Source organism: Streptomyces sp. NPDC055013 (assembly GCF_053608645.1).
Genome location: NZ_JBSGVW010000064.1, coordinates 1 through 25002, shown reverse-complemented (window position 1 = coordinate 25002; position 25002 = coordinate 1). Strand labels below are relative to the sequence as shown.

20 protein-coding genes are annotated in these 25002 nt (G+C 71.8%); 16 read left to right on the top strand and 4 right to left on the bottom strand.

From position 1 onward, the window contains the following. Positions 1–85 precede the first annotated feature (85 nt). Positions 86–2077, bottom strand: a complete 1992-nt coding sequence (locus ACWGDB_RS40810; RefSeq protein ID WP_453827113.1) for a collagenase — start codon at positions 2075–2077, stop codon at positions 86–88. 136 nt (positions 2078–2213) lie between these two features. Next, entirely contained in the window at positions 2214–3173 is a 960-nt protein-coding gene (locus ACWGDB_RS40805) for a LysR family transcriptional regulator (protein ID WP_453827112.1), read from the bottom strand. Positions 3174–3307: 134 nt separating this feature from the next. On the opposite strand from ACWGDB_RS40805, the gene ACWGDB_RS40800 reads away from it, so the two are divergent. Next, a complete protein-coding gene (locus tag ACWGDB_RS40800; RefSeq protein ID WP_453827111.1) occupies positions 3308–4753 on the top strand; it encodes a glyceraldehyde-3-phosphate dehydrogenase in 1446 nt (481 codons plus the stop codon). Positions 4754–4823: 70 nt separating this feature from the next. Here ACWGDB_RS40800 and ACWGDB_RS40795 read toward each other — a convergent pair whose 3' ends face one another. Both ACWGDB_RS40795 and ACWGDB_RS40790 read right to left on the bottom strand, forming a co-directional pair. Beyond that, on the bottom strand, positions 4824–6464 hold the full coding sequence (locus ACWGDB_RS40795) for a thiamine pyrophosphate-binding protein (protein WP_453827110.1): 1641 nt from the start codon (positions 6462–6464) through the stop codon (positions 4824–4826). After that, positions 6461–7246: a cyclase family protein gene (locus ACWGDB_RS40790; RefSeq protein ID WP_453827109.1), complete on the bottom strand. Its 786-nt coding sequence runs from the start codon at positions 7244–7246 to the stop codon at positions 6461–6463. The genes ACWGDB_RS40795 and ACWGDB_RS40790 overlap by 4 nt, the downstream gene beginning before the upstream one ends. Before the next feature lie 202 nt (positions 7247–7448). Between ACWGDB_RS40790 and ACWGDB_RS40785 the strand changes: the two genes are divergently transcribed. From ACWGDB_RS40785 to hypE, 15 genes are all read left to right on the top strand, one after another. After that, positions 7449–9089 (top strand): cellulase family glycosylhydrolase, encoded by a 1641-nt coding sequence (locus tag ACWGDB_RS40785; protein ID WP_453827108.1) that lies wholly within the window; start codon positions 7449–7451, stop codon positions 9087–9089. A 181-nt stretch (positions 9090–9270) separates the two neighbouring features. Then, positions 9271–10314 (top strand): ABC transporter substrate-binding protein, encoded by a 1044-nt coding sequence (locus ACWGDB_RS40780; protein WP_453827107.1) that lies wholly within the window; start codon positions 9271–9273, stop codon positions 10312–10314. 58 nt (positions 10315–10372) lie between these two features. Continuing rightward, the gene (locus ACWGDB_RS40775) at positions 10373–11377 is read left to right on the top strand and encodes a FecCD family ABC transporter permease (RefSeq protein WP_453827106.1); all 1005 of its coding nucleotides are present in this window, start codon (positions 10373–10375) and stop codon (positions 11375–11377) included. Further along, positions 11374–12447 carry a FecCD family ABC transporter permease gene (locus ACWGDB_RS40770; protein WP_453827105.1) on the top strand — a complete coding sequence of 358 codons (1074 nt, stop codon included), beginning with the start codon at positions 11374–11376 and terminating at the stop codon, positions 12445–12447. The genes ACWGDB_RS40775 and ACWGDB_RS40770 overlap by 4 nt, the downstream gene beginning before the upstream one ends. Positions 12448–12536: 89 nt before the next feature. Further along, positions 12537–12791 carry an EF-hand domain-containing protein gene (locus ACWGDB_RS40765; RefSeq protein ID WP_453827104.1) on the top strand — a complete coding sequence of 85 codons (255 nt, stop codon included), beginning with the start codon at positions 12537–12539 and terminating at the stop codon, positions 12789–12791. 296 nt (positions 12792–13087) lie between these two features. After that, on the top strand, positions 13088–14452 hold the full coding sequence (locus ACWGDB_RS40760) for an MFS transporter (protein ID WP_453827103.1): 1365 nt from the start codon (positions 13088–13090) through the stop codon (positions 14450–14452). Continuing rightward, complete coding sequence (locus ACWGDB_RS40755) at positions 14449–15867, top strand: alpha/beta hydrolase family protein (RefSeq protein ID WP_453827102.1); 1419 nt, start codon at positions 14449–14451, stop codon at positions 15865–15867. Before ACWGDB_RS40760 ends, ACWGDB_RS40755 begins: the two co-directional genes overlap by 4 nt. Positions 15868–15919: 52 nt before the next feature. Further along, complete coding sequence (locus tag ACWGDB_RS40750) at positions 15920–16771, top strand: PaaX family transcriptional regulator (protein WP_453827115.1); 852 nt, start codon at positions 15920–15922, stop codon at positions 16769–16771. A 131-nt stretch (positions 16772–16902) separates the two neighbouring features. After that, positions 16903–18648 (top strand): hydrogenase maturation protein, encoded by a 1746-nt coding sequence (locus tag ACWGDB_RS40745; protein WP_453827101.1) that lies wholly within the window; start codon positions 16903–16905, stop codon positions 18646–18648. Then, positions 18645–19232: a hydrogenase maturation protease gene (locus ACWGDB_RS40740; protein ID WP_453827100.1), complete on the top strand. Its 588-nt coding sequence runs from the start codon at positions 18645–18647 to the stop codon at positions 19230–19232. Before ACWGDB_RS40745 ends, ACWGDB_RS40740 begins: the two co-directional genes overlap by 4 nt. 38 nt (positions 19233–19270) lie before the next feature. After that, complete coding sequence (hypB, locus tag ACWGDB_RS40735; RefSeq protein WP_453827099.1) at positions 19271–20032, top strand: hydrogenase nickel incorporation protein HypB; 762 nt, start codon at positions 19271–19273, stop codon at positions 20030–20032. Further along, positions 20029–22362, top strand: a complete 2334-nt coding sequence (hypF, locus tag ACWGDB_RS40730; protein WP_453827098.1) for a carbamoyltransferase HypF — start codon at positions 20029–20031, stop codon at positions 22360–22362. Before hypB ends, hypF begins: the two co-directional genes overlap by 4 nt. A gap of 3 nt (positions 22363–22365) precedes the next feature. Further along, entirely contained in the window at positions 22366–22686 is a 321-nt protein-coding gene (locus tag ACWGDB_RS40725; protein WP_453827097.1) for a HypC/HybG/HupF family hydrogenase formation chaperone, read from the top strand. Next, positions 22683–23825 carry a hydrogenase formation protein HypD gene (hypD, locus tag ACWGDB_RS40720; protein WP_453827096.1) on the top strand — a complete coding sequence of 381 codons (1143 nt, stop codon included), beginning with the start codon at positions 22683–22685 and terminating at the stop codon, positions 23823–23825. Before ACWGDB_RS40725 ends, hypD begins: the two co-directional genes overlap by 4 nt. Before the next feature lie 13 nt (positions 23826–23838). Beyond that, entirely contained in the window at positions 23839–24888 is a 1050-nt protein-coding gene (hypE, locus tag ACWGDB_RS40715) for a hydrogenase expression/formation protein HypE (protein ID WP_453827114.1), read from the top strand. Positions 24889–25002 lie beyond the last annotated feature (114 nt).

The window sequence follows — 25002 nt, the reverse complement described above, 5'->3', positions numbered from 1 at the left end:
CCGCCCCCCGCCCCGCCCCCCCCCGGCTTCGGCCGGGGGCCCGGGGCCCCGGGGGAACCCCGCGGGGGGGCCCACGGGCCGGGACTCAGAGGCCGCGTGCGGATACCGCGGACCGGCCTCGGCCGACGGCCGCGCCGGCCGCACAGGCCCCGGCCGCGCACTCCGTCAGCCACTGGTCGAAGTCGGCGTCGTAGCGGGTGCCGATGTCGGTGGCGTAGACGGCGTATCCGCCCGCGTAGTCACCGACGCGGAAGCGGGCGAGCATGCGGTGGACGTCGGCCGGGTGGCGCTCGAACATGTAGCGGACGGCGAGGTAGCCCCACGGGTAGGTGCGGGTCACGTCGCTGTTGGTGTACGTGTTCTGGAACAGGGTGCTCAGCCGGTACGTGTGCTTGCCCGCCTCCGCGATCGCCCGGTCGTAGGCGATGCCGCGGTAGCCGTAGGAGACGTACTCGGCCACTCCCTCGATCCACCAGACGTCCGGCACCGAGATCTGCTGGGCGAAGTCGCCCTTCATGTTGTGGCGGGCGTCGAGGTAGTGCGTGTACTCGTGGTTGAGGTTCCAGATGCGGGCGGCGTGACCGTCGTCCTGCTCCTTCTGGTACATGACCGCGAACGGCCGGTTGGCCGGGTCCTCCGGGTCTCCGATCAGGGTCATGCCGCCGTTGTCCGTGCTGATGCCGAAGATCGCTCCGGCATAGGTGCGGTAGTCGGCGGGGCCGGCGAAGACGACGAGGTCGATGGTCGACAGGTACTGACCGGGTATGGGGCCGTCGTCCTTGACCAGGTCGTGCACGTACGCGTCCTGGCCGAGCACGCTGTCGCACGCCGCGTCGAGGCCGGCCGGAGTGAGCGCCTGGGCCCGGATCGTGTGGGTCGCATCGCAGAGGTGGGTGATCGGCAGGGCGGCCCTGGTCAGTTGGCCGGTCAGGTCGCAGACGGCGTAGTAGGAGCAGTTGGCTCTGTCGTAGTACTCGGCCTGCGTCGCCACCGCGACCCACAGCCCGGCCGTCGGGCCGGTGATCCGTGACGCGCTCAGCAGCTGCCTGGTCAGCGGCCGCACCATGGCTCGCAGCGACGGGTGTTCGACGTACCGGGCCAGGTTCATCCCGGCGTTGGACGCCAGATACGCCCGGTCGGTGGGCAGCAGGTCGAGGTGGTCGAGCGCGAACCTGTGGAGGGTCCGGACGATGGACGGGTCGGCGGCCACGGCGTTGACGTAGTCCGCGTTCCAATTGCCGCGCCACAGCGGGGTGTAGACCGCGTTGACGGCCGCGAGCATGCTGGGGATGGCGTCGTAGAAGCTGTCGTATCCGTTCAGAACCCGCCGGTAGACCGCCAGATAGCGGGGCTGCTGGTCGGCGCTGTCGGTGAGGATGAGGACCTCGCTCAGCACGTCGCCGTTGGCCGCCGTGACGTCCCTCGACGGTGTGCGGGCGAAGAAGGTGTCCAGGCCGCGGACGGTGTTCCGGGCCAGGCGAGTGCCGTAGGGGCCGACGTCGGTGGGGTTGTTGAACTGCACGTAGTAGCCGGCGCGCAAGAAGAGCACGAGCTGCCAGATGCGGGTGGAGTTGTCGCCGCGGTAGCTCTGTGCCGTGCGCGTGAACGCCTCGGCGACGGTGACCATCTGGGACTCACGGAAGACGGCGCGGGCGTCCGTGCCGGTGACCGAGAAGAGGCTGTTGACGCAGTCCGTGGTCGAGGCCTTGACGAAGGCCACCAGCGCGGATCCCGTTCTGCTGCCGAAGTCGGCGGGACTGCACGGGGCCGCCTTCGGAGCGACCTGCGCGCCGGGACGGTCGGGCTCGGGCGTCGGTGTCAGGGGCGGCAGGTGGGCGGGGGTGCGCTGCCGGTCGCGCGCGACGGGGTGGGCGGTGGGTTCGGTGGTCGATGCGGTCGGGGGCGGAGGCGGCGTCGGCTTCACCGACCGGGTGGAGAGCGGGACGGCGTCGGCCTGGGGAGCGGTGGTCGCGAGAGCCGGCGTCGTCAGTAAGCCGCAGACGGTGACACAGGCTGCGAGCGCCGGGGCCATGCGTCTGGGCAGCACGAAGCGGTAGCGCATCTGGGGGTCCTCCACGGATGGATGCGCCTCGGTGTGGGGTGCTGAGGCGTGTGAGGCACTGTCTCAACGCCGCCTCCGCTCAACAATGCCGTGTGACATAGCACATGGCACCGAGCAGACATAACACCGCTGCCCCGCCATACGGCGCCGCTTACCCCTCGGCGGCGCTCCAGGTCCGCGCGGCCCATGCCTTCAAGTGCGGCGACTGGCCCACGAGTTGGCGATGAGTGGCGATCGCGGACTGGAACAGTGCCTCGACCGTGTCATCGGCGACGGTCGCACGCCGCCAGGCCAGCACATACCGGCACCACAACGGCGTACCGGCCAGCGGCTTGACGACCACGTTCGGCACCGGCCGCATCGTCGGCTGCACGACGGCCACCCCCAAGCCGTCGGCGATCATCCCCTGCAACTGCTGCTGGTCGCCGAGGAATTCATGGGTGACGGCGGGCGTGAAGCCGGCCGCCGCGCAGGCCGAGTGGAAGACACCGGGCCAGCCCGCGCCGTCGTCCGGCGTCAGGAACCACGCCTCCTCGGCGAGATCGGCGAGAGCGACCTGCGTGCGCTGGGCGAGGGGGTGCCGGGACGGCAGGGCCACGAAGGTCGGCTCGGTGACGATGCCGCGGTGGGCCACCGCGTCCGAGTGCTCCAGCTCCCTGCCCGGGTAGTCCGCGGCGATGGCCGCGTCCACCACGCCTTCCTCCAGCAGCTCGACGATCCGCGAGGAGGCGTACACGCTGCTCACCGCGAGCGTGATGTCCGGCAGCCGGGTGCGCACGCCCGACACCATGCCGGCCAGCATCGGCGAGTTGGTGGCGGCCACCCGCAGGGTCCGGCCCGCCGCCGCGGAGCCGGACGCCGGCCGGCGTCCGATCGCGTCGGCACGGGTGAGGACGTCGCGGGCCTGGGCGACCACCTCGAAGCCGTACGCGGTCAACCGCACGCCGGTCGGCCCGCGCTCGAACACGGTCTCCCCGAAGTACCGCTCGATGCGCCGGAGTTGGGTGCTCATCGCGGGCTGCGAGTAGCCCAGCTCCGCCGCGGCCCGGCCTACGCTCCCCGCGTCCGCGATGGCGCACAGCACGCGCAGATGCCGTAGCTCCAACTCCACCCTTTACTCCCTCTCCACATGCGGGCGAAAAACCCACAAACCAGGTCAGTCTCCCACCTCACCGACCCCCCTTTGAACGATCGTCGCACCCTGCGGTTAGCATATGAGCGCCACCTAGCTCGAAAGATAGGCCCGTGACTGTCAACGACGACTCGTTCACCAACTGGAAGACCCGCGAGGAGATCGCGGAGTCGATGATCCCGCTCATCGGGAAGCTGCACCGGGAGCGGGACGTCACCGTCCTCCTCCACAGCCGCTCCCTGGTGAACAAGTCGGTGGTCAGCATCCTGAAGACCCACCGGTTCGCCCGGCAGATCGCCGGTGAGGAGCTCTCGGTCACCGAGACGCTCCCGTTCGTGCAGGCCCTCACCGCGCTCGACCTCGGCCCGTCGCAGATCGACATCGGCATGCTGGCCGCGACGTACAAGGCCGACGACCGCGGTCTGACCGTCGAGGCCTTCACCGCCGAGGCCGTCGCCGGTGCCACCGGAGCCAACAAGATCGAGCGCCGCGAGGGCCGCGACGTCGTCCTGTACGGCTTCGGCCGCATCGGCCGCCTCGTCGCCCGCCTCTTGATCGAGAAGTCCGGCTCGGGCAACGGCCTGCGCCTGCGTGCCATCGTCGTGCGCGGCGGCGGCGAGCAGGACATCGTCAAGCGCGCCTCCCTGCTGCGCCGGGACTCCATCCACGGCCAGTTCCAGGGCACGATCACCGTGGACGAGGCGAGCAGCACGATCTTCGCCAACGGCAACGCGATCAAGGTGATCTACGCGAACGACCCGTCCGAGGTCGACTACACGGCGTACGGCATCAAGAACGCCATCCTCATCGACAACACCGGCAAGTGGCGCGACCGCGAGGGCCTGTCCGAGCACCTGCGCCCCGGCATCGACAAGGTCGTCCTGACCGCGCCGGGCAAGGGCGACGTCCCGAACATCGTGCACGGCGTCAACCACGACACCCTCAAGCCGGACGAGCAGATCCTGTCCTGCGCCTCCTGCACCACCAACGCCATAGTCCCGCCGCTGAAGGCGATGGAGGACGAGTACGGCGTGCTGCGCGGTCACGTGGAGACCGTCCACTCGTTCACCAACGACCAGAACCTGCTGGACAACTACCACAAGTCCGAGCGCCGTGGCCGCTCCGCGCCGCTGAACATGGTCATCACCGAGACCGGCGCCGCCTCCGCCGTCGCCAAGGCGCTGCCCGACCTCAAGGCGCGGATCACCGGCAGCTCGATCCGGGTCCCGGTGCCGGACGTGTCGATCGCGATCCTGAACCTCCAGCTCAAGCGGGAGACATCGCGCGAGGAGGTCCTGGACCACCTGCGCGACGTGTCGCTGACCTCGCCGCTGCGCCGGCAGATCGACTTCACCTCGGCCCCTGACGCGGTCTCCAGCGACTTCATCGGCTCACGGCACGCCTCGATCATCGACGCCGGCGCGCTGAAGGTGGAGGGCGACAACGCGATCCTCTACCTCTGGTACGACAACGAGTTCGGCTACTCCTGCCAGGTCATCCGCGTCGTCCAGCACGTCTCCGGGGTGGAGTACCCGACCTACCCGGCCCCGGCGGTCTGATCCCGCCCACGTCGACCCGCCTGTCGCCCCGTGCTGAGCCGCGGCGGGCGGGTCGGCGTTCGCGGACCCCTCAGTGGCCGCGGAAGGCCTCTTCCAGCCACCACGACCCTCGATCGGCGACGACCTTGGCGTCGACGAGCAACGGCGCGGTCCGCGGCCCGGCGACCCAGTCCACGACGGCCTTCAGGTCGGCACGGGTCCGAACGGTCACCGCATCGAAGCCGTAGCCCCGCCCCATGGCGGCGATGTCCGTCGGCGGGAAGCGCACCGTGTCCAGCGGGTGCCCGTGCGGACCGAAGTGGTGCACCTCGGCACCGTAGGCCTCGTCGTCGTACACGACGACCACCATCGGCAGCCCGAGCCGGCGCACGGTGTCCAGTTCCACGGCACTCATCAGCGCGCCCCCGTCCCCGAGCGCCGCCACGGGCAGCCGGTCCGGCTGTGCCAGCGCCGCCCCGATCGCGGTCGCCAGCCCCAGGCCGATCGACTGGAAGGCCTGCGTGAAGCAGAAGCCCTTCTCGTCCGGCACCGACCAGTACGCGCTCGGGTAGCCCATGAAGTTGCCGGAGTCCACGCCGACGACCCGCTCCGCGGGCAGGATGTCGTCGAGCGCGATGCTCAACGTCCTCGGATCGATCCGCTCCCGCGTGCTCCTGTCCTCGTACGGCACGTCACGCAGCCGCCCGCGCGCGGCGATGGCCGCACGGACTTCTGGGGTCCGATACCCCTGCCGCGGCCCGTCAGCCACCGCGAACACCTGACGCGCGGTGAGCCCGACGTCTCCGGTGACGCCGAGATGCACCGGCCGGTGCGCCCCGAGCGCCGAGGACTCGTCATCGACCTGTACGACGGTGGCGTCGGCGCCGATGAGGTTGCCGTGCCGCATCGTCCACATGTTGAGGGCGCAGCCCCAGCCGACGACCAGGTCCGCGCCCTGGAGCAGTTCGGCGGCCAAGGGTGCGGCGAAGCCGCCGGAGATGCCCAGGGACCAGGGGTTTCCGTGAAAGAGCCCGTGGGTGACGGCCGAGGTCGCCAGCAGCGCGCCGTGCCGTTCGGCGACCGCCTCCAGGGCCTCGCGACAGCCCGGCCCGCGTGCTCCCCGGCCGGCCACGAAGACGGGCCGCCGGGCCTGCCCGAGCAACCGGGACAAGGCAGCCACCTCGTCGGCCTCCGGTTCGACCGCGGCCCGCCGCGGCGGTGGCGCCGCCTGCGCGAGGGCACCGTCGGGCACCTCCAGCGCCTGGACCGGCAGCGGAAGGTTGAGCAGGACGGTACGCCGCTCCCGCACCGCCAGCCGTACCGCCGCGCACGCCTGCTCGACGGCTTCCTCCGCGGAGGTGACCCGAACCGGGACCGCGCCCACCGCGCGGGCCAACGCCTCTTGGTCGACATGGAAGTTGGACCGGGGCTCGGTCACCTCGGCGGCCAGGACGACGAGTGGCGTACGGCTCTTCGCCGCCTCCGCGATTCCCGTCATCGCGTTGGTCAGGCCGGGCCCCTGATGGACACTCACCACGGCGACCGTGCCGCTGGTCCGGGCGTACGCGTCGGCCATCGTCGCCGCGCCGCCCTCATGGCGTGCGGCGACGAACCGCGCACCTGCCGCGACCAGCGCGTTCGTCACATGGAAGTTGCCCGATCCGACCACCCCGAAGACCTGGCCGACCCCGGCCGCGCACAGCGCCCGGCCGACCGCTTCAGCGACGTTCATGAGCGCTCCACCAGGGCCAGCACCCGTGCCGGAGCCCCGGAGCCGGTGACGATGGGCAGCGGTCCTGCGACGACGACGGCGCCGGTCGGAGGCAGCGCGGCGAGGTTCTGCAACTGCGTCAGACCGTACTTGCCGCTGCCCATGAGGTAGGAGTGACACGGAAAGGCGGGCTCGAACGAGTGCGCGCCCCCGGCATCCGTGCCCACCGTCTCGACGCCGAGGCCGATCACCGGTGACTCCTCGGCCACCCAACGGGCGCACTCCACCGACAGACCGGGAGTGTGCGGGCCGTTCTCGTCGGCGTTGAGGAACGCTTCCTGGGAGTGCGAGCGGGCATCCCAGCCGGTGCGCAGCAGCAGCCAACCGCCGTCGGGCAACGGGCCGTTCTCGGCCTCCCAGGCCTTCACGTGGTCGACCTCGACCAGGAAGTCGGGGTTCTTGGCCACCTCGGCGGTGAAGTCCAGGACGACCGCCGGTGCGATCAGCTTGCCGGCCGGAACCGAGGCCACGTCGGCGAGGTCCTTGCCGGTGACCCAGTGGTTGGGGGCGTCGAAGTGGGTGCCGGTGTGTTCGCCGCTGCGGAAGTTGTTCCAGTACCAGGCGGGACCCCGGTCGTCGTACCGGCTGATCTCCTCCAGCTCGAAGACGGCGGTCTGCCCGAACTGGGGCGGTAGTTGGATCACCGGTGTCGTCGACGACAGGGGCGAGGTGAGGTCGACGACTTCGATCGATCCACCCCGCAATCCGGACACCAGCGCGGCAAGGACGGACGGCTCGGGCATGGGCGCCTCCTCGGTCGGTGCTCTCCATGACAGCATCGCAGCCGCACTTCCCGCCCCTTGACGCGTCAATGACAACAGTGGCTTGATGGGATGTGGGAGCGCTCCCATGTAGCAGGGCACCCTCAGCACGGCCGCCGACGGCACGGCGGCGAGGCCACACCTGACACCCCCCCACCCCCAACTCCCCTCTCCTGGAGCCGCCATGAGATTCCGCCTCCCCGCCGTCCCACGGCCGGTCACCGTGGCCGCAGCACTCCTGGCACTTCTTCTCCCGCTGCTTGCCGTCGTCACGCCGGCTCATGCCGCGCCGCCGGGCTTCCGGGTCGCGAACGGCCGGCTGCTGGAGGCGAACGGGAACGACTTCGTCATGCGGGGCGTCAACCATGCCCACACCTGGTATCCGGACCGCATCGGCTCCCTCGCCCACATCAAGGCCAAGGGCGCGAACACGGTGCGGGTGGTCCTCTCCAGCGGTGACCGCTGGACCCGCAACGACACCGCCGACGTGGCGAACGTCGTCGCCCAGTGCAAGCAGAACCGGCTCATCTGTGTCCTGGAGGTCCACGACACCACGGGCTACGGCGAACAGAGCGGCGCCGTCACGCTCTCCCGGGCCGCCGAATACTGGATCGGCGTGCAGAGCGCGTTGCTCGGCCAGGAGGACTACGTCGTCGTCAACATCGGCAACGAGCCTTACGGCAACGCGAATTACGCGGCGTGGACGGCCGACACGAAGGCGGCCATCCAGAAGCTGCGCACCGCCGGTTTCCGGCACACCCTCATGGTCGACGCCGCCAATTGGGGCCAGGACTGGGCGTTCACGATGCGCGACAACGCCGCCTCGGTCTTCGCCGCCGACCCGGACGCCAACACGGTCTTCTCCATCCACATGTACGGCGTCTTCGACACGGCCGCCGAGATCAGCGACTATCTGAACCACTTCGTGACAGCCGCACTCCCCATCGTGGTGGGCGAGTTCGGTCATGACCACTCGGACGGCAACCCCGACGAGGACACCGTCCTCGCGGTCACCCGGCAGCTCGGCCTCGGCTATCTGGGCTGGTCCTGGAGCGGCAACGGCGGCGGGGTCGAGTACCTGGACATGGTCACGAGCTTCGACCCGAACCAGCTGACTTCATGGGGGCAGCGGCTCTTCAACGGCGCGGACGGCATCGCCGCCACGTCCGAGGAAGCCACCGTCTACTCCTCCGCGGGGGGGGGGGGCGACACCACTCCCCCGACCGTCCCCGGGACGCCGACCGCCTCCGCCGTGACGTCCTCGTCCGTCACCCTGAACTGGACCGCCGCCACCGACGCGAACGGTGTGACGGGCTACGACGTCGTCCGCATGGGCGGCGGGACCGAGACCGCCGCCACCACGACGACCGGCACCTCCGCCACGGTCACCGGCCTCGCCCCGGCGAGCGCCCACACCTTCGCCGTCTACGCGCGCGACGCGGCGGGCAACCGCTCGCAGCGCTCAGGCGCGGTGACGGTCACGACGTCGTCCGCAGGCTCGTCGACGACATGCGGTGTCGCCTACCGGGTGGCGAACGAGTGGCCCGGTGGCTTCCAGGGCGAGATCGTCATCCGCAACACCGGGAGCTCGGCCGTCGACGGCTGGACGCTGCGCCGGACCTTCCCCGACAGCCGGCGCGTCAGCAATCCGTGGGGCGGCACCGCGACCCAGAGCGGCACCGACGTGAGCGTCACGTCCGCGTCGTACACGGCGTCGATCGCCCCGGCCGGTTCGGTCACCCTGGGCTTCACGGCCACGAAGGGCAGCGCCAACCCGAGCCCGGCCGCCTTCACGCTGAACGACTCCGCCTGCTCGCCGGCCTGACCGCCACGCGCTCGCCACCCTTGGCGTCCTGGCAGGTCAGGGCGCCAAGGAGGCCCGACGTTCACAGCACAGGACCGTGACAGGGACCACACAGCTCTCGTGTACGGCACACGTAGACCGTACGGATAAGGTGAGCCTGGCCTAATGGATGGCCACCTGTGCACCATGAGGGAGCCCTGTCATGCTTCACCGGCGCCGCGGCACAGCCGCCGTCGCTCTCGCCGTCGCCGCCGCACTGTCCCTCGCGGCCTGTGGCAGCTCCAACGACGGCTCGGACAGCGCGGGTTCCGCGGCCGGGTCCGGCAACAAGAAGGACGTGGCCAAGGGCGGCAAGGACTTCGCGTCCGCCGCCGAGAAGACCGCCGCGATGGGCACCGACGCCAAGCCGGGCCAGTGGCCGCGCACCATCGAGCACGCCATGGGCGAGACGGTCATCGACTCCCAGCCCAAGCGTGTGGTGGTCCTGGACGTCGGCGAGCTCGACAACGTCGTCTCGCTCGGCATCGAGCCGGTCGGCCTCGCCCCCACCGAGGGCTCCCCCGAACTGCCTTCCTACCTGAAGAAGGACGCCGGCACCCCCAAGAACGTCGGCACGATCAACAACCTCAACCTGGAGGCGATCGCCGGCCTCAAGCCGGACCTGATCCTCGGCAGCCAGCTGCGCGCCGCGGACAAGTACGACGAGCTGTCGAAGATCGCGCCCACCGTCTTCTCCATCCGCCCCGGCTTCACCTGGAAGGAGAACTACCTCCTGAACGCCGCGGCCCTGGACAAGACCGCCGACGCCGAGGCGAAGCTCGCCGCTTACGACAAGAAGGTCGACGCGCTCGACGCCGAGCTGGGCGCCGACAAGCCGACCGTGTCGATGGTGCGATACCTGCCCGACGGTGTGATCCGGCTGTACGCCAACGCCTCGTTCATCGGCACCATCCTCAAGGACGCCGGCATCCCGCGCCCGAAGAACCAGGACATCGAGGACCTGGCCGCCGAGGTCAGCGCCGAGAACATCGACCAGGCCGACGCGGACTACATCTTCACCGGCGTGTACGGCGACGCGAAGGCCACCGACAAGTCCCGCGCGCAGGGCAACCCGCTGTGGAAGAACCTGAAGGCGGTCAAGGCCGGCCACGCGTACGACGTCCCCGACGAGACCTGGTACCTGGGTCTGGGCGTCACCGCGGCCGACGAGGTCCTCGCGGACCTGGAGAAGTACCTCGCCAAGTAAGGCCCCCGTACCGGGGATTCGGCTGCCACACGGCAAGAGCAACAGCAAGAGGAACCGCATGTCCCGTGCCACCCGGCGTCGTATCGCCTGGACGGTCGCGGGCATGCTCCTGCTGCTGGTCGCGGCCCTGCTGAGCCTCGCGCTCGGCAGCCGGCAGATCCCGCCGGCCCAGGTGTTCGACGCCCTCCTGCACGGCGGCACCAGCGACAACGCGCAGGTCGTGCGGGCGCTGCGGGTTCCCCGCACGGTCATCGGCGTGCTGGTCGGGCTCGCCCTCGCGGTGGCCGGGGTCGTCATGCAGGGCATCACCCGCAACCCGATCGCCGAGCCCGGCGTTCTCGGGGTCAGCCAGGGGGCCTCGCTGGGTGTCGTCTGCGCGATCGCGTTCCTCGGGGTGCACTCGCCGGCCGGTTATGTGTGGTTCGCGTTCGCCGGTGCGGGGCTGGCCGCGGTGGCCGCGTATGCGGTGGCGGGCAGCGGACGCGGCGGTGCCTCGCCGGTGAAACTGGCGCTGGCGGGGGCCGCGATGAACGCCTTCATCGCCTCCGTGGTGTCCGCCATCGTCACCACCGACGCCCGCGCCCTCGACGAGTTCCGCTTCTGGGACGTCGGCTCGATCGGCGGCCGGGACGGTGACGTCGTCGCACAGACCTGGCCGTTCGTCCTCGTCGGCTTGCTGCTGGTCGCCGTCGTGGCGCGGGGGCTGGACGCCCTGGCCCTCGGGGACGACGTGGCCAGAGGGCTCGGCCACCGGGTCGCGCTCCTGCGGGCCGTCGGCGCGCTCGCCGCGACCGTGCTGACCGGGGTCGCCGTCGCGGTCGCCGGGCCGATAGCGTTCGTCGGGCTCGCCGTCCCCCACATCGCCCGCGCGCTGGTGGGCGCCGACCACCGGTGGGTGCTGGCCCTGTCCGCGCTGCTGGGCCCCACGGTGATCCTCGTGTCGGACGTGCTCGGCCGTGTCCTCTTCGCGCCCTCGGAGGTGCCGGTGGCCGTGATGACCGCGTTGCTCGGCGTGCCGTTCCTGGTTGCGCTGGTACGCAGGAAGGCAACGGTGCCGGCGTGACTCAGCCCCTCGATCGCACCGCCCCCGCGCCTCGTCGCCTCCGCCCCTCCGGCTACACCGCTGTCCGCGTGCGGGACAACAGCTTCCTGCTGCACCGCCGGGCGTGTGCCGTCGCGGTGCTGCTGGCCGCCGTGCTCGCGGTGACGGTCGTCGTGTCCCTGTGCGTCGGCGAGTCGTACGTCTCGCCCACGGAGGTCGTGCGGGTGCTGCTCGGGCAGCCGAGCCCCGACGAACTCGTCGTCGGCACGCTGCGCCTGCCCCGCCTGGTGACGGGTCTGCTGGTCGGCGCGGCGTTCGGCGTCTCCGGCGCACTGGTCCAGACCGTCGCCCGCAACTCGCTCGCCAGTCCGGACGTCATCGGCGTCACGCACGGGGCGGGCGCGGCGACGGTGACGGCGATGACCTTCGGGCTCACGTCGTACACCGTCCTGCCGTACGTCTCGGTCCTGGGCGGGCTCTCGGCCGCCGCGCTCGTCTATGCCTTCGCCTGGCGGGGTGGTCTGCACGCGACGCGCTTCGTGCTCGTCGGAATCGGCGTGTCCATCGCGCTCGGCTCGCTGACCAGGCTGTTCCTCACCAAGGGCGACTATCTGGTCGCCCAGCAGGCCAAGGTGTGGCTGACCGGCTCCCTCAACGGCCGGGGCTATGACCAGGCCGCGCCGCTCGCCTGGATCCTGCTGGCCCTGGTCCCGGCGCTGCTGTGGGCGGCACACGCGCAGCGCATGGTGTCCCTGGACGACAGCACGGCGACCGCGCTGGGCGTGCGGCTCGGTCCGGTCCGGCTGGGTCTGACCGCGCTCGGCGTCGTGCTGGCCTCCGTGGCGACCGGCGCCGCCGGCCCGGTCGACTTCGTGGCGCTGCTCGCCCCGCAGATCGCCCACCGGCTGACCCGCACCGCCCAGATCCCGCTGCTCTCCTCCGCCCTGGCCGGCGCCACGATCGTGCTCGTCGCCGACGTACTGGCCCGCCGGATGTTCTCCCCGGTCGAACTGCCGGTGGGCGTGCTCACGGCGGCCGTCGGAGCCCCGTATCTGATGTGGCTGATCGCCCGCACTCGCATTCGTCGCTGAAAAGGGAACCCGAGCGGGGGAAAAGGCGTTCTCATCTGGTAACGGGGTGGGTCGGCCCGATGGCCGACGACAGGAACGAGGGTGACACGATGAGCGAAAAGGCCCGGAAGCTGTTCGAGGCACTCGACCTCGACGAGAACGGGACCCTGACCCGCGAAGAGGTGATCATCGCCCTGCGCAGCAAGGGCCCGTACCTGGCCGCTTCTGGAGATCTGCCGACCTGGGCACTGGGAGACGAGTACGCCTCGTCCGCCCTGTTCGACGCAGCCGACCAGAACGGGGACGCGGTGCTGACCCTGGAGGAGTTCACAGCGGTGGTGGACCGCCGCTTCGGCTGGAAGTGAGACGGGATGCGCGCCGTAGCGCTGCAGTTCTCCCCTCCTCCAAGCGCCAGGCCGTCTTTGCCTCCTGCCCTTTGAGGCTGAGGTCGACCAGCACCTGGCGGAAACGGCCCACGGAGGCGGCGGCGATCACCGCCCGGTAGCCGCCGCCCCTTCGCCGTCCTCGGACGAACGCGCCGTTCGGCGATCACGACCTACCTGCACGGCACTCGCACACCCTAATGTTGTGCACTTTCTTGACGATGGTCACGACAGAGCCTACCTTCGCGGTGTCCTTTCCCCCGTCAAGGGAGACCGCGATGCCCCCGTCCCCCGTCGCATCACCGTCACCGCCCCCGAACCCCGAAAGCGCCCGGCAGCTGCGCAGGGTCGCCCTCTCCGGGCTGCTCGGTACGGCCGTGGAGTTCTACGACTTCCTCGTCTACGGCACCGTCGCCGCCCTCGTCTTCGGCGAGCTGTTCTTCCCCGGCGCCGACCCGGCCGTCGGCACCATCGCCGCGTTCGGCACGTTCGCCGCCGGCTATGTCGCCCGTCCGCTCGGCGGCATCGTCTTCGGGCACTTCGGTGACCGGCTCGGCCGCAAGTCCATGCTGCTGCTCACGATGGGCCTGATGGGCGGCGCCAGCTTCCTCATCGGCCTGCTGCCCACGTACGGCACGATCGGCGTCTGGGCGCCGGTCCTGCTGATCACTCTGCGTGTCGTCCAGGGCATCGCCATCGGCGGTGAGTGGGGCGGCGCCACGCTCATGGTCGTCGAGCACGCCGGGGAGCGCCGCCGCGGCCTGTGGTCGAGCTTCACGCAGATGGGAGCCCCGCTCGGCTCCCTGCTCTCCTCGCTCGTCGTCACCTTCGTGGTCGCCATGCCCAGGGACCAGTTCACGGCCTGGGGCTGGCGCGTGCCGTTCCTGCTGAGCGTGGTGCTGCTCGGCGTCGGCCTCTTCGTCCGGCTGAAGGTGGTCGAGAGTCCGCTCTTCGCCGAAGTGAAGAAGGAGCGCACCGAGGCGCGGCTGCCGATCGTCGACGTACTGCGGCGTCCCCGGCCCCTGCTGCTCGCCTGCTGCGTCGGCATCGGCGCCTTCACCGCCCAGTCCCTGCTGACCAGTTACCTGATCGCGTACGCCACCGGCATCGGATACGCCCGCCCGCAGGTGCTCACCGCGCTCACGGTGTCAGCCTGTGTCGCCCTGGTCGTCCTGCCCTGCGCCTCAGCGCTGTCCGACCGCGTCGGCCGCCGCCCGGTCGTCCTCGCCGGAGCCCTCACCTCGGCCGCGCTCTCCTTCCCCGTCCTCGCCCTGGTCGACTCGAAGTCGCCCGGGCTGCTGATCCTCGCCGTCGTCCTCGGCCACGGCATCGCCCAGTCCGTGATGTACGGCCCGCTGGGCGCCCTGCTCACCGAGATGTTCGGCACCCGGGTCCGCTACACCGGAGCCTCCCTCGGCTACCAGGGCGCCACCCTGATCGGCGCCGGCTTCTCCCCGATGCTCGCCGGAAGCCTGGTGGCCGCCGGCGGCACCGGTACCCCCGTCGCCCTGCTGATCTGCGGGGGCTCGCTCATCACCGCGCTGACCGTCTGGTTCGTGCGCGAGACCAGCGGCACCTCCCTGTCCGGGTCGGCGCCCGAACGTCCCAACTCCCGCCGGACGGAGGGAATCTCCGCGCGATGACCACCACCACGCCCCCGGCACCGCACATTCGCCGGACCCGCCGCCGGACCCGCATCGCCGGAGCGGCCGCCCTGCTGCTCGCCGTAGGCGCGCTGCCCGCAACGACCGCCGTCGCCGCCTCCGACACGACCCACGTCGACGGCCGACTCCCCTCGGGCGCCACGTACATGATGGACGTGCCCGCCCACTGGAACGGGACCGTCCTGCTGTTCAGCCACGGCTACGCGACCGGCCCGGCCAACCCCGCCCAGGACGCCCCGGACGACGCCACCAAGGCTCTGCTCCTCAGGAACGGATACGCCCTCGCCGGCTCCTCCTACGCCACCACCGGCTGGGCTGTGACGGACGCGGTTCCCGATCAGCTCGCCACCCTCACCGCCTTCACCGAACGCTTCGGGACGGCCTCCCGCACCATCGCCTGGGGGCGGTCGTACGGCGGACTCGTCACCACCGCCATCGCCGAGCGGCATCCGGAGCGGATCGACGGTTCGATCTCGCTGTGCGGCCTGGTCCACGGCGGGGTGGCCAACTGGAACAACACCCTCGATCCCGTCTTCGCGATCAAAACGCTCCTCGCGCCCGGCACCGACGTCCCGCTGGTGAACATCGCCGATCAGGCGGCCGCCGACGCCGCGGCCGACGCCCTGACCTCCGTGGTCGACTCCGCGCAGACGACGGCCGGAGGGCGGGCCAGGATCGCCCTCGCCGCCGCCCTGCACAACATCCCCGTCCGGAACCAGCCCGCGCAGCCCCGGCCGGCGGCGACCGACTGGGAAGCCCAGCAGGCCAACCAGTACGAGGCGGTCAAGGGCCTGCTGCAGATCGCCGCCTTCAACCGGCGGCAGGAGGCGGAGGCGCGGGCGGGCGGCAACATGTCGTGGAACACCGGCGTCGACTACGCGAAGCTGCTCGGCCGGTCCTCCGTCCGCAAGGAGGTCACCGAGCTGTACCGGAAGGCCGGTCTGTCCCTGCGCGCCGACCTCGCCACCCTCAACCGCGCCCCGCGCGTCGACGCCGACCCGAACGCCGTGGCGTGGATGAGCGGCACGAGCTCCTTCACCGGACAGCTGGCCAAGCCGCAGCTCTCGGTCCACACCATCGGCGACGCCCTCGTCCCCGTCCAGACGGAGAGCGCCCTGAAACGGGCCGTCACCGCCGCCGGGTCGGCGTCCCGGCTGCGGCAGGCGTACACCGACAACGCCGGCCACTGCACCTTCAGCCCCGCCGAGCAGCTCGCCGCCCTGCACACCCTGGAGGACCGCCTCACGGCCGGCAGCTGGGTCGGCACCGACCCGAAGTCCCTCAACTCCCGTGCCACGGCGGCCGATCCGACCACGCCGACGCGCTATGTGCGGTACCGACCGGCCCCGTACCCGCGCCCCTACGACCTTGCCCACCCCGCCGACGGCCGGTGATGCCGTACGACCGCCCGCCGCGCTGTCGGTGGGCGGTCGTACGCTGTGCACCGTGGAGGACGACGACATCCTGGACACCCCGGTCACCTCGGAGGGCCCGCAGCCGCGCCCGCAGTCGCTCATGCTCGCCTTCTTCGGCAATCACGTTCTGGAGGAAGGCGACCTGTGCGTCTACTCGGGCAGCATCATCGAGGTGCTCGGCCGCGTCGGGGTCGGTGAACAGGCCGTTCGCTCCACGCTCACCCGCATGGTCAACCGCGGTCTGCTGCGGCGCCGGCGCGAGGGCCGCAAGATGTTCTTCGGTCTCACCCCACAGGCGACACGCGTCCTCGAGGACGGCCGTACCCGCATCTGGCAGCAGGGCGCGGTCAACGACGACTGGGACGGCTCCTGGACCCTGCTCGGCTTCTCCCTCCCCGACTCCTGGAAGCGCCGACGCCATGACCTGCGCTCCCGGCTGGCCTGGTCCGGATTCGGCGCGCTGTACAGCGGGCTGTGGATCGCCCCCGGGAAGGTCGACGTCGCCGCCGTGGTCTCGGAGCTCGAGCTGGCCGACCACGTCAAGATCTTCCACGCCCTGGCGGACGACAGCACCGACATCGCGCAGATGATCCACGGCACCTGGGACCTGGAGAGCATCGCCGCTCGTTACGTCACCTTCGACAAGCGGTGGACGGCCCACCTCGACGCCGGGCCCGGGGACGACCCGATCGGAACCCGGCTGCGGCTGGTCAGCGAATGGCTCTGGACCATCCGCACGGACCCGAGGCTGCCCGCCCGCCACCTTCCCCCCGAGTGGCCGGCCCGCGCCGCCCAGGAGACCTTCCGGCGCGTCGCCGAGCACACCGAGCTGCCCGCTCGGCGGATGGCCGGCGAGCTGCTGGAGACCACTCCGTTCGGGTAGGCGGGCGGCGCCGGGAGCCGCGCGACCCGGCCGGGAATGCGATCCGGATGGCGGACGGGAACCGGCGGCGACTCGCGAAACGCCGCCGTGGTCCTTCGCGGCCCTCCCCCGACCGGCGAACATGCCGTGTCATGGACATCTTGCTCGTCGCCAGCGCGTTCAACAGCCTGTCCCAGCGTGTGTACGCCGAACTGTCCGAGCGGGGACACCGGGTTGAGGTCGTACTCGCCTCGCACGGACCCGAAGCGGTCCGGGCCGCCGTACGCGAAACGCGTCCGGAGCTGATCATCGCGCCGATGCTGAAGACGGCGCTGCCGGAGGACGTGTGGCAGGGGCACACCTGTCTGATCGTGCACCCGGGCCCACCCGGCGACCGCGGCCCGTCCTCCCTCGACTGGTCGATCGCCGAGGAGGCGCCGCGCTGGGGCGTGACGGTGCTTCAGGCCGAGGCGGCGATGGACGCGGGCGACATCTGGGCGGACGGCTCCTTCCCGGTGCCGCCGGTCGGGAAGAGCGACCTGTACCGCAACGAGGTCTCCGACGCCGCCTCGGCCGCCGTCCTGCTGGCGGTGAAACGGTTCGCCGACGGATCGTTCAAGCCGAAGGCACAGAGCGATCCCGCGATTGCCGTGGTGTGGCGCGACTTCCTCCGCCAGGAGCGGCGACGCATCGACTGGGAGAACGACGGCACCGCGACGGTGCTGCGCAAACTCCGTGGGGCCGACTCGCAGCCGGGTGTCCTGGACGAGCTGTGCGGCAGGGAGGTGTTCCTGCACGGCGGGCACGGCGAGGACTTGTTGCGCGGGCGCCCCGGCGCGTTGCTCGCGACGCGGTCCGGCGCGGTCTGCCGGGCCACCCGGGACGGCGCGGTGTGGATCCCGGAGCTGCGCCCCCGCAAGAACTCCGGCGACCCGGCGCCGTTCCGCCGCCCCGCGGCCTCGGTGCTCGCCGGATTCCCGGTCCCGCCCGGCACCGGTCAGGGAACGCCACGCCATGACGGCGGCCCGCACTGGCTGGCGGAGGAAGCCGCCCCGCTCGAACTGCCCCCGGAGCGCACCACCTGGACCGACATCCGCTACCGGCAGCACGGCGACGTCGGCTTCCTGTCCTTCTCCTTCCCGGGCGGGGCCATGAGTACCGACCAGTGCCGAAGGCTGCTCGCCGCCTACCGGCGCGCGCTCACCCGCCCCACCTCGGTGCTGGTGCTCGGCGGAGCCCGCGACTTCTTCTCCAACGGCATCCATCTGAACGTCATCGAGGCATCGGCCGACCCGGCGGGCGAGTCGTGGGCCAACCTCAACGCCATGAACGACCTGGTCGAGGCAGTGCTGCGGACGACCGACCGACTGGTGGTCGCCGCCGTCGGCGGCAACGCGGCCGCCGGCGGCGTGATGCTCGCCCTGGCGGCCGATCAGGTCTGGTGCCGCACGGGCAGCGTCCTCAACCCGCACTACCGGCGCATGGGCCTGTACGGGTCGGAGTACTGGACGTACACGCTGCCGCGCCGCGCCGGAGCCGAGACGGCCGCGCGGCTCACGGCCGAGGCGCTGCCGGTGAGCGCGGCGACGGCCGCACGGATCGGGCTGGTGGACCGTCTGGTGCCGGTCCCGGCAGGGGACTTCACCGGGGAGGTCGACCACTTGGCCGCCGCCCTCGCCGAGGCCCCGGACCTCACGGCACGGATCGCCGCGAAGGCCGCGGCACGGCAGGAGGACGAGGCGCGGCGACCGCTCGGCGAGTACCGGCGGGACGAACTCGCCCGTATGCGCGCCATCTTCTTCGACTCGCGTGCCCCGTACCACGCCCTGCGCTCGGCCTTCGTCCGCAAGCAGCCGAGCGGCTCCGCCAACCCGCTGACCACCGGGGGCGCGCGATGAGCACCCGTCTGCTGGTGGCCGGCGTCGGCAACATCTTCCTCGCGGACGACGCCTTCGGTCCCGAGGTGATCCGCGCCCTCGACGGGCGCCCGCTGCCGCCCGAGGTACGGGTGCGGGACTTCGGCATCCGCGGCATGGACCTGGCGTACGAGCTGCTCGACGGCTACGACACGGCTGTGCTGGTCGACGCGTCCGTACGAGGACACGAGCCGGGCACCCTGTCGCTGATCGAGCCGGAGCTTCCCGACGGCAGCGCGGGCGGGCCCGTTCCCGAGGCGCACGGCATGGACCCGGCGAAGGTCCTGGCGCTGGCCACCCATCTGGGCGACGAACCGCTTCCACGCGTCCTCGTCCTCGCCTGCGAGCCCGAGCTGCGGCCGCGCGGCGACGAGGACATCGCGCCGGGCATCAGCGCGACCGTGCGCGACGCCGTGGGACGGGCCGTCGCCGCTCTGCACACGATGGTGCCGGTGCTGCTCGCCGACCCGGCGGCCACGCCCCCGTTGAGCCGCCCGGAGGAATCCACGGACCCGTGCGCGGCCGGTCTCCCGCGCCTGGTGGGCGAGGGCGCGGAGGATCGATAGCGGTCCGAACCCCCGATCCCCCGCTGGGAGCAGCGCACATGTGCGATTCCGTGGACGAGGTCACTCAGGCCGTCCTGGCGAAGAACGACGATCTGGCCGCGAGCCTGCGCGAGGAACTGGCCCGGCGTGGTGTGAGCGTGGCCAACCTGCTGTCCAGCCCGGGCAGCGGCAAGACGGAACTGCTCGGGCGGGTGCTGGCCAGGGCGGTGGAGCGGGGCATCCCCGTGGCCGCGCTCACCGCCGACCTGGCGACCGACAACGACGCCCACCGGCTCGCCCGTTCGGGAGCGCCGGTGAAGCAGCTGCTGACCGACGGGCTGTGCCATCTGGAGGCCCGGCAGCTGCGCGGGCACGTGGAGAGCTGGCTGCCGGAGGGCACCTCGCTGCTGTTCGTGGAGAACGTCGGCAACCTCGTCTGCCCGGCCTCCTACGACCTCGGCGAGAGCCTGCGGATCGTGCTCATGGCGGTGACGGAGGGCGAGGACAAGCCGCTGAAGTACCCCACGGCCTTCGGCTCCGCCCATCTGGTGGTGCTCACCAAGACCGACCTGGCCGGGCCCGCCGGTTTCGACCAGGCCGCCTTCGCCGCCAACATCCAGCGGGTCAACCCCGGCGTGGAGCTCATGTTCTCCTGCGCCCGGACCGGTGACGGCGTCGACACCCTCCTGGATCGGGTGCTCGCGGTGCGGGACGGGGCCGCGGTCCACCGGCCTCCGCTGGCGCCCCGTCCTCACACCCACAGCCACAGCCACACGCATGAGGACGCCGCTTCCGGCCTCGCGGCCGGCCGCGTCTCGTGACGGCGCCCGCCGCACAGGCGGTACGCCGCCGCGTCACCGTGCGCGGCACGGTGCAGGGCGTGGGTTTCCGCCCGTACGTACACCGCCTGGCCTCCGATCTCGCGCTGGCGGGGTTCGTGAGCAACACGGCGGGTGGTGTCCTGATCGAGGTGGAGGGCCCGCCGGACGGTGTCGTCGACTTCTGCGAGAGGCTGGCCGTCCAGCCGCCGCCGCTGGCCTCCGTCACCGCCGTCGGGTTCGAGGACCTGCCCGTCACCGGTGCCGACGACGCCTTCACCATCCGCTCCACCGACCGCTCCCCCGGCCGCACGCTCCTGCCGCCGGACACGGCGACCTGCGCCGACTGCCTGCGGGAGCTGGCCGACCCGGCCGACCGCCGCCACCGGCACCCGTTCGTCACCTGTACGCACTGCGGGCCGCGTTTCACCATCGCCACGGGCATGCCGTACGACCGGGCGGTCACGACCATGGCCGGCTTCCCGATGTGTCCCGACTGCGCCCGGGAGTACGGCGATCCCGCCGACCGCCGCTTCCACGCCCAGCCCGTGGCCTGCCCCGACTGCGGCCCTCGCCTGCGCCTGGTGCCCGCGGCCGGGAGCGGTGTCCGGCCCGCGCGGGACGCCGATGCCCTGGAGGCGGCACGGACGCTGCTCGCCGCCGGGGGGATCGTCGCCGTGAAGGGTCTCGGCGGGTATCACCTGGCGTGCGACGCCACGGACGCACGGGCCGTGGACACGTTACGCACCCGCAAGGCACGCGGCGGCAAACCGTTCGCGGTGATGTGCGCGGACCTCGATGTCGTGCGGCGGATCGCCGTGCCGTCCGCTCCCGAGACGGCCGCCCTCACCAGCCCCCGGCGCCCCATCGTCCTGCTGCGCCGGCGCTCGGAGCACGACACCCTCGCGACCGGCGTCTGCCCCGGTAGCCCGCACGTCGGCGTGATGCTGCCCTACACCCCCGTACACGCCCTGCTGTTCGGCCTGCCCGGCGATCCGCCGGGACCGCGGGTCCTGGTCATGACGAGCGGCAACCGCTCGGGGGAGCCGATCGTCACGGACGACGACGAGGCCCTGACCCGGCTGGCCGGTCTCGCCGACGCCTGGCTGGCCCACGACCGGCCCATCGCGTCGCCGTGCGACGACTCCCTGCTGCGGGTACGCCCCGACGGCACGGAGCAGGTGCTGCGCCGGTCCCGGGGTTACGCACCCCGTCCGCTGCGCCTGCCGGTCCCGGTGCGGCCCGCGCTCGCCGTGGGCGGCGATCTGAAGAACGCTCTGTGCCTCGGTGAGGGCGACCACGCCTGGTTCGGCCCGCACATCGGCGACATGGGCGAGCTGGCCACCCTGGAGGCGGCCCGGCGGGCGGAGTCGCAGCTGCGGTCCCTGACCGGCGTCAGCCCGGAGCTGGTCGCCGCCGACCGGCACCCGGGATACCACTCGTCGCGCTGGGCTCGGCAGCGCGCCGCCCAGCTGCCCGCGCATGCACCGGTGTTCGTCCAGCATCACCACGCGCACATCGCCTCGGCGATGGCCGAGCACGCCCTCGACGGCACCGCCCCCGTGATCGGCGTCGCCTTCGACGGCACGGGCTACGGCGACGACGGCACCGTCTGGGGCGGCGAGATCCTGCTCGCCGACTACAACGGCTTCCGGCGGTTCGGCCACCTCACCCCCGCCCCGCTCCCCGGTGGTGACGCGGGCGTGACCAACCCGTGCCGCCTGGCGCTGGCGCGGCTGTGGGCGGCGGGCCTGCGATGGGACGCGGACCTGCCCAGTGTGGCCGCCTGCGCTCCCGACGAACTGGCCCTTCTGGAACGCCAGTTGACCCGCGGTCTGGCCTGTGTGGCGACCTCCAGCATGGGCCGGCTCTTCGACGCGGTGTCGTCGCTCGTCGGCGTCTGTCATCGCGCGCGGTACGAGGCGCAGGCCGCCATGGAGCTGGAGTCCGCCGCCGCCGCGGCCTGGGACGCCGACACCTCGGCGTACGCCTTCGGACTCGCCGGCGGCGCCTACGACCCGGCGCCCGTGCTCGGCGCGCTGCTCACCGATCTGCGCCGCGGCACCCCGGCTCCCGTACTCGCCGCACGCTTCCACCGCGGCGTGGCGCGGGCCGTCCAGGCGGTCTGCCGGCGGGCACGCGAGGGCACCGGGCTGACCACCGTCGCCCTAAGCGGCGGAGTGTTCGCCAACGCGCTACTGGAGGAGGAGTGCACGCGACTGCTGACCGGGGACGGTCTCACGGTGCTCCGGCACGGCGAAGTCCCGCCGAACGACGGCGGGTTGGCACTCGGCCAACTGGTGGTCGCGGCGCACGAACGACAGAAGGAGTGACCCATGTGCTTGGCAGTGCCCGGCAAGGTCGTGTCCATCGACGACAGCGCGGATCCGCTCACCGGGCTGATCGACTTCGGTGGTGTGCAGAAAGAGGCGTGTCTGGAGTACGTGAGCGACGTGCGGGTGGGTGAGTACGTCATCGTGCACGTCGGCTTCGCGCTCCAGCGCCTGGACGAGGAGTCGGCGCTGGCCTCCCTGAAGCTCTTCGAGGAACTGGGGCTGCTGGAGGAGGAGTTCGGGGACGCCTGGGAGCAGGCGGCCAAGGAGGCGGGCGGCGCCGCGGTGACGGAGCGCAAGGACAGCGGGAGCGAGGCCCGGTGAAGTACATCGACGAGTTCAACGACCCCGATCTCGCGCGGCGGCTGCTGGACGAGATCCGCGCCACCGCCACCCGGCCCTGGGCCCTGATGGAGGTGTGCGGCGGGCAGACCCACTCGATCATCCGGCACGGCATCGACCAACTGCTGCCTGAGAACGTGGAGTTGATCCACGGCCCCGGCTGCCCCGTCTGTGTCACGCCGCTGGTCGTCATCGACCAGGCGCTGGAGATCGCCTCGCGGCCCGAGGTGATCTTCTGCTCCTTCGGCGACATGCTCCGGGTGCCGGGCACCGACCGCGACCTGTTCCGGGTCAAGGGCGAGGGCGGCGACGTACGCGTGGTCTACTCACCGCTCGACGCCCTGGAGCTGGCCCGCCGCAACCCGGACCGGGAGGTGGTGTTCTTCGCCATCGGCTTCGAAACCACCGCCCCCGCCAACGCGATGGCCGTGCACCAGGCGCGTCGTCTGGGCCTGACCAACTTCAGTCTGCTGGTGTCACATGTGCGGGTGCCCCCGGCGATCGAGGCGATCATGACGGCGCCCGAGTGCCGGGTGCAGGGGTTCCTGGCCGCCGGGCATGTGTGCAGCGTGATGGGGACGGCCGAGTACCCGGGGCTCGCCGAGCGGTTCGGCGTTCCGATGGTGGTGACCGGCTTCGAACCGCTGGACATCCTGGAGGGCATCCGCCTGGCGGTGCGCCAGCTGGAGCGCGGTGAGCACCGGGTGGAGAACGCGTATCCGCGTGCCGTGCGCGAGGAGGGCAATCCGGCCGCCGTGCGCATGATCGAGGAGGTGTTCGAGGTCACCGACCGGAACTGGCGTGGCATCGGACGCATCCCGCTGAGCGGCTGGCGGCTGACCGAGGCCTTCCGGGCCTACGACGCGGAGCAGCGCTTCGACGTCGGCGGCATCCGTACCGAGGAGCCCGCCGAGTGTCGCAGCGGCGAGGTCCTCCAGGGTCTGATCAAGCCGACCGAGTGCGCCGCGTTCGGCACCACCTGCACTCCGCGCACGCCGCTCGGCGCCACCATGGTCTCCAGCGAGGGTGCCTGCGCGGCCTACTACCTGTACCGCCGCATGAACGCCCCGACTCCGCAGGCCGACCGGGCCGCGCGGGAGGAGATGAACCCCGTTGCCTGAACAACTCGCCGAGATGGTCGACCCGGCCAACTGGTCCTGCCCCGCCCCGCTGCGCGACCAGGGGGTCGTGGTGATGGGGCACGGCGGCGGTGGTGCGCTGTCGGCGGAGCTGATGGAGCAGGTCTTCACCCCCGCCTACGGCAACGCCACCCTGGCCGGGCTCGCGGACTCCGCCGTCCTCGAACTGGGCGGCGCCCGGCTGGCGTTCTCCACCGACTCCTACGTGGTCAGGCCGTTGTTCTTCCCCGGCGGCAGCCTCGGCGACCTCGCGGTCAACGGCACCGTCAACGACCTGGCGATGAGCGGTGCCAGGCCCGCATATCTCTCCGCCGCCTTCGTGCTGGAGGAGGGCGTGCAGCTGACCGTGGTCGAGCGGATCGCGCGGGCCATGGGCGCGGCGGCCGAGGCCGCCGGGGTCACCATCGCCACGGGTGACACCAAGGTGGTGGAATCCGGGCACGGCGACGGCGTGTACGTCACCACCGCCGGTGTAGGGCTCGTGCCCGACGGGGTGGACATCCGGCCCCAGCGTGCACACCCTGGTGACGCCGTCATCGTCAGCGGGCCGATCGGCCTGCACGGGGTGGCGATCATGAGCGTGCGGGAGGGGCTGGAGTTCGGGGTGGAGGTGGCCAGCGACACCGCGCCGCTCGCCGGTCTGGTCGCGGCCATGCTGGCGGTCACCCCGGACATCCATGTGCTGCGCGACCCCACCAGGGGCGGCCTCGCCGCGTCCCTGAACGAGATCGCCCGTGCTTCCGGGACCGGTGTCCGACTGCGGGAGCGGGCCATTCCGGTGCCGGACGCGGTGGCGAACGCCTGCGGTTTCCTGGGGCTCGACCCGCTCTACGTCGCCAACGAGGGCCGGCTGGTCGCCTTCGTGCCCCCGTCGGAGGCGGAGGACGTCCTCGCGGCGATGCGCGCCCACCCGCAGGGCGCCGGGGCCACTCTGATCGGCGAGTGCGTCGCCGACCACCCCGGGATGGTCGTGGTCGCGACGGGGCTCGGCGGGACCCGGGTGGTGGATCTGCCGCTGGGTGAGCAGTTGCCGCGGATCTGCTGATCGGGTCCGGACGTGGGGGGGGGGCCCCCCCCGGGGGGCGGGGGGGCGGCCCCCCCCGAGCCCCCGGCGCCCGCCCCGCGCGAGCCCCCCGCACGAAGGAGCAGCCCCCGACCC

Coding starts and splice junctions, on each gene's coding strand:
- ACWGDB_RS40795 (WP_453827110.1), bottom strand. CDS start 6,464: ATGAACGTCGCTGAAGCGGTCGGCCGGGCGCTGTGCGCGGCCGGGGTC.
- ACWGDB_RS40790 (WP_453827109.1), bottom strand. CDS start 7,246: ATGCCCGAGCCGTCCGTCCTTGCCGCGCTGGTGTCCGGATTGCGGGGT.
- ACWGDB_RS40785 (WP_453827108.1), top strand. CDS start 7,449: ATGAGATTCCGCCTCCCCGCCGTCCCACGGCCGGTCACCGTGGCCGCA.
- ACWGDB_RS40780 (WP_453827107.1), top strand. CDS start 9,271: ATGCTTCACCGGCGCCGCGGCACAGCCGCCGTCGCTCTCGCCGTCGCC.
- ACWGDB_RS40775 (WP_453827106.1), top strand. CDS start 10,373: ATGTCCCGTGCCACCCGGCGTCGTATCGCCTGGACGGTCGCGGGCATG.
- ACWGDB_RS40765 (WP_453827104.1), top strand. CDS start 12,537: ATGAGCGAAAAGGCCCGGAAGCTGTTCGAGGCACTCGACCTCGACGAG.
- ACWGDB_RS40760 (WP_453827103.1), top strand. CDS start 13,088: ATGCCCCCGTCCCCCGTCGCATCACCGTCACCGCCCCCGAACCCCGAA.
- ACWGDB_RS40755 (WP_453827102.1), top strand. CDS start 14,449: ATGACCACCACCACGCCCCCGGCACCGCACATTCGCCGGACCCGCCGC.
- ACWGDB_RS40745 (WP_453827101.1), top strand. CDS start 16,903: ATGGACATCTTGCTCGTCGCCAGCGCGTTCAACAGCCTGTCCCAGCGT.
- ACWGDB_RS40740 (WP_453827100.1), top strand. CDS start 18,645: ATGAGCACCCGTCTGCTGGTGGCCGGCGTCGGCAACATCTTCCTCGCG.
- hypB (WP_453827099.1), top strand. CDS start 19,271: ATGTGCGATTCCGTGGACGAGGTCACTCAGGCCGTCCTGGCGAAGAAC.
- ACWGDB_RS40725 (WP_453827097.1), top strand. CDS start 22,366: ATGTGCTTGGCAGTGCCCGGCAAGGTCGTGTCCATCGACGACAGCGCG.
- hypE (WP_453827114.1), top strand. CDS start 23,839: ATGGTCGACCCGGCCAACTGGTCCTGCCCCGCCCCGCTGCGCGACCAG.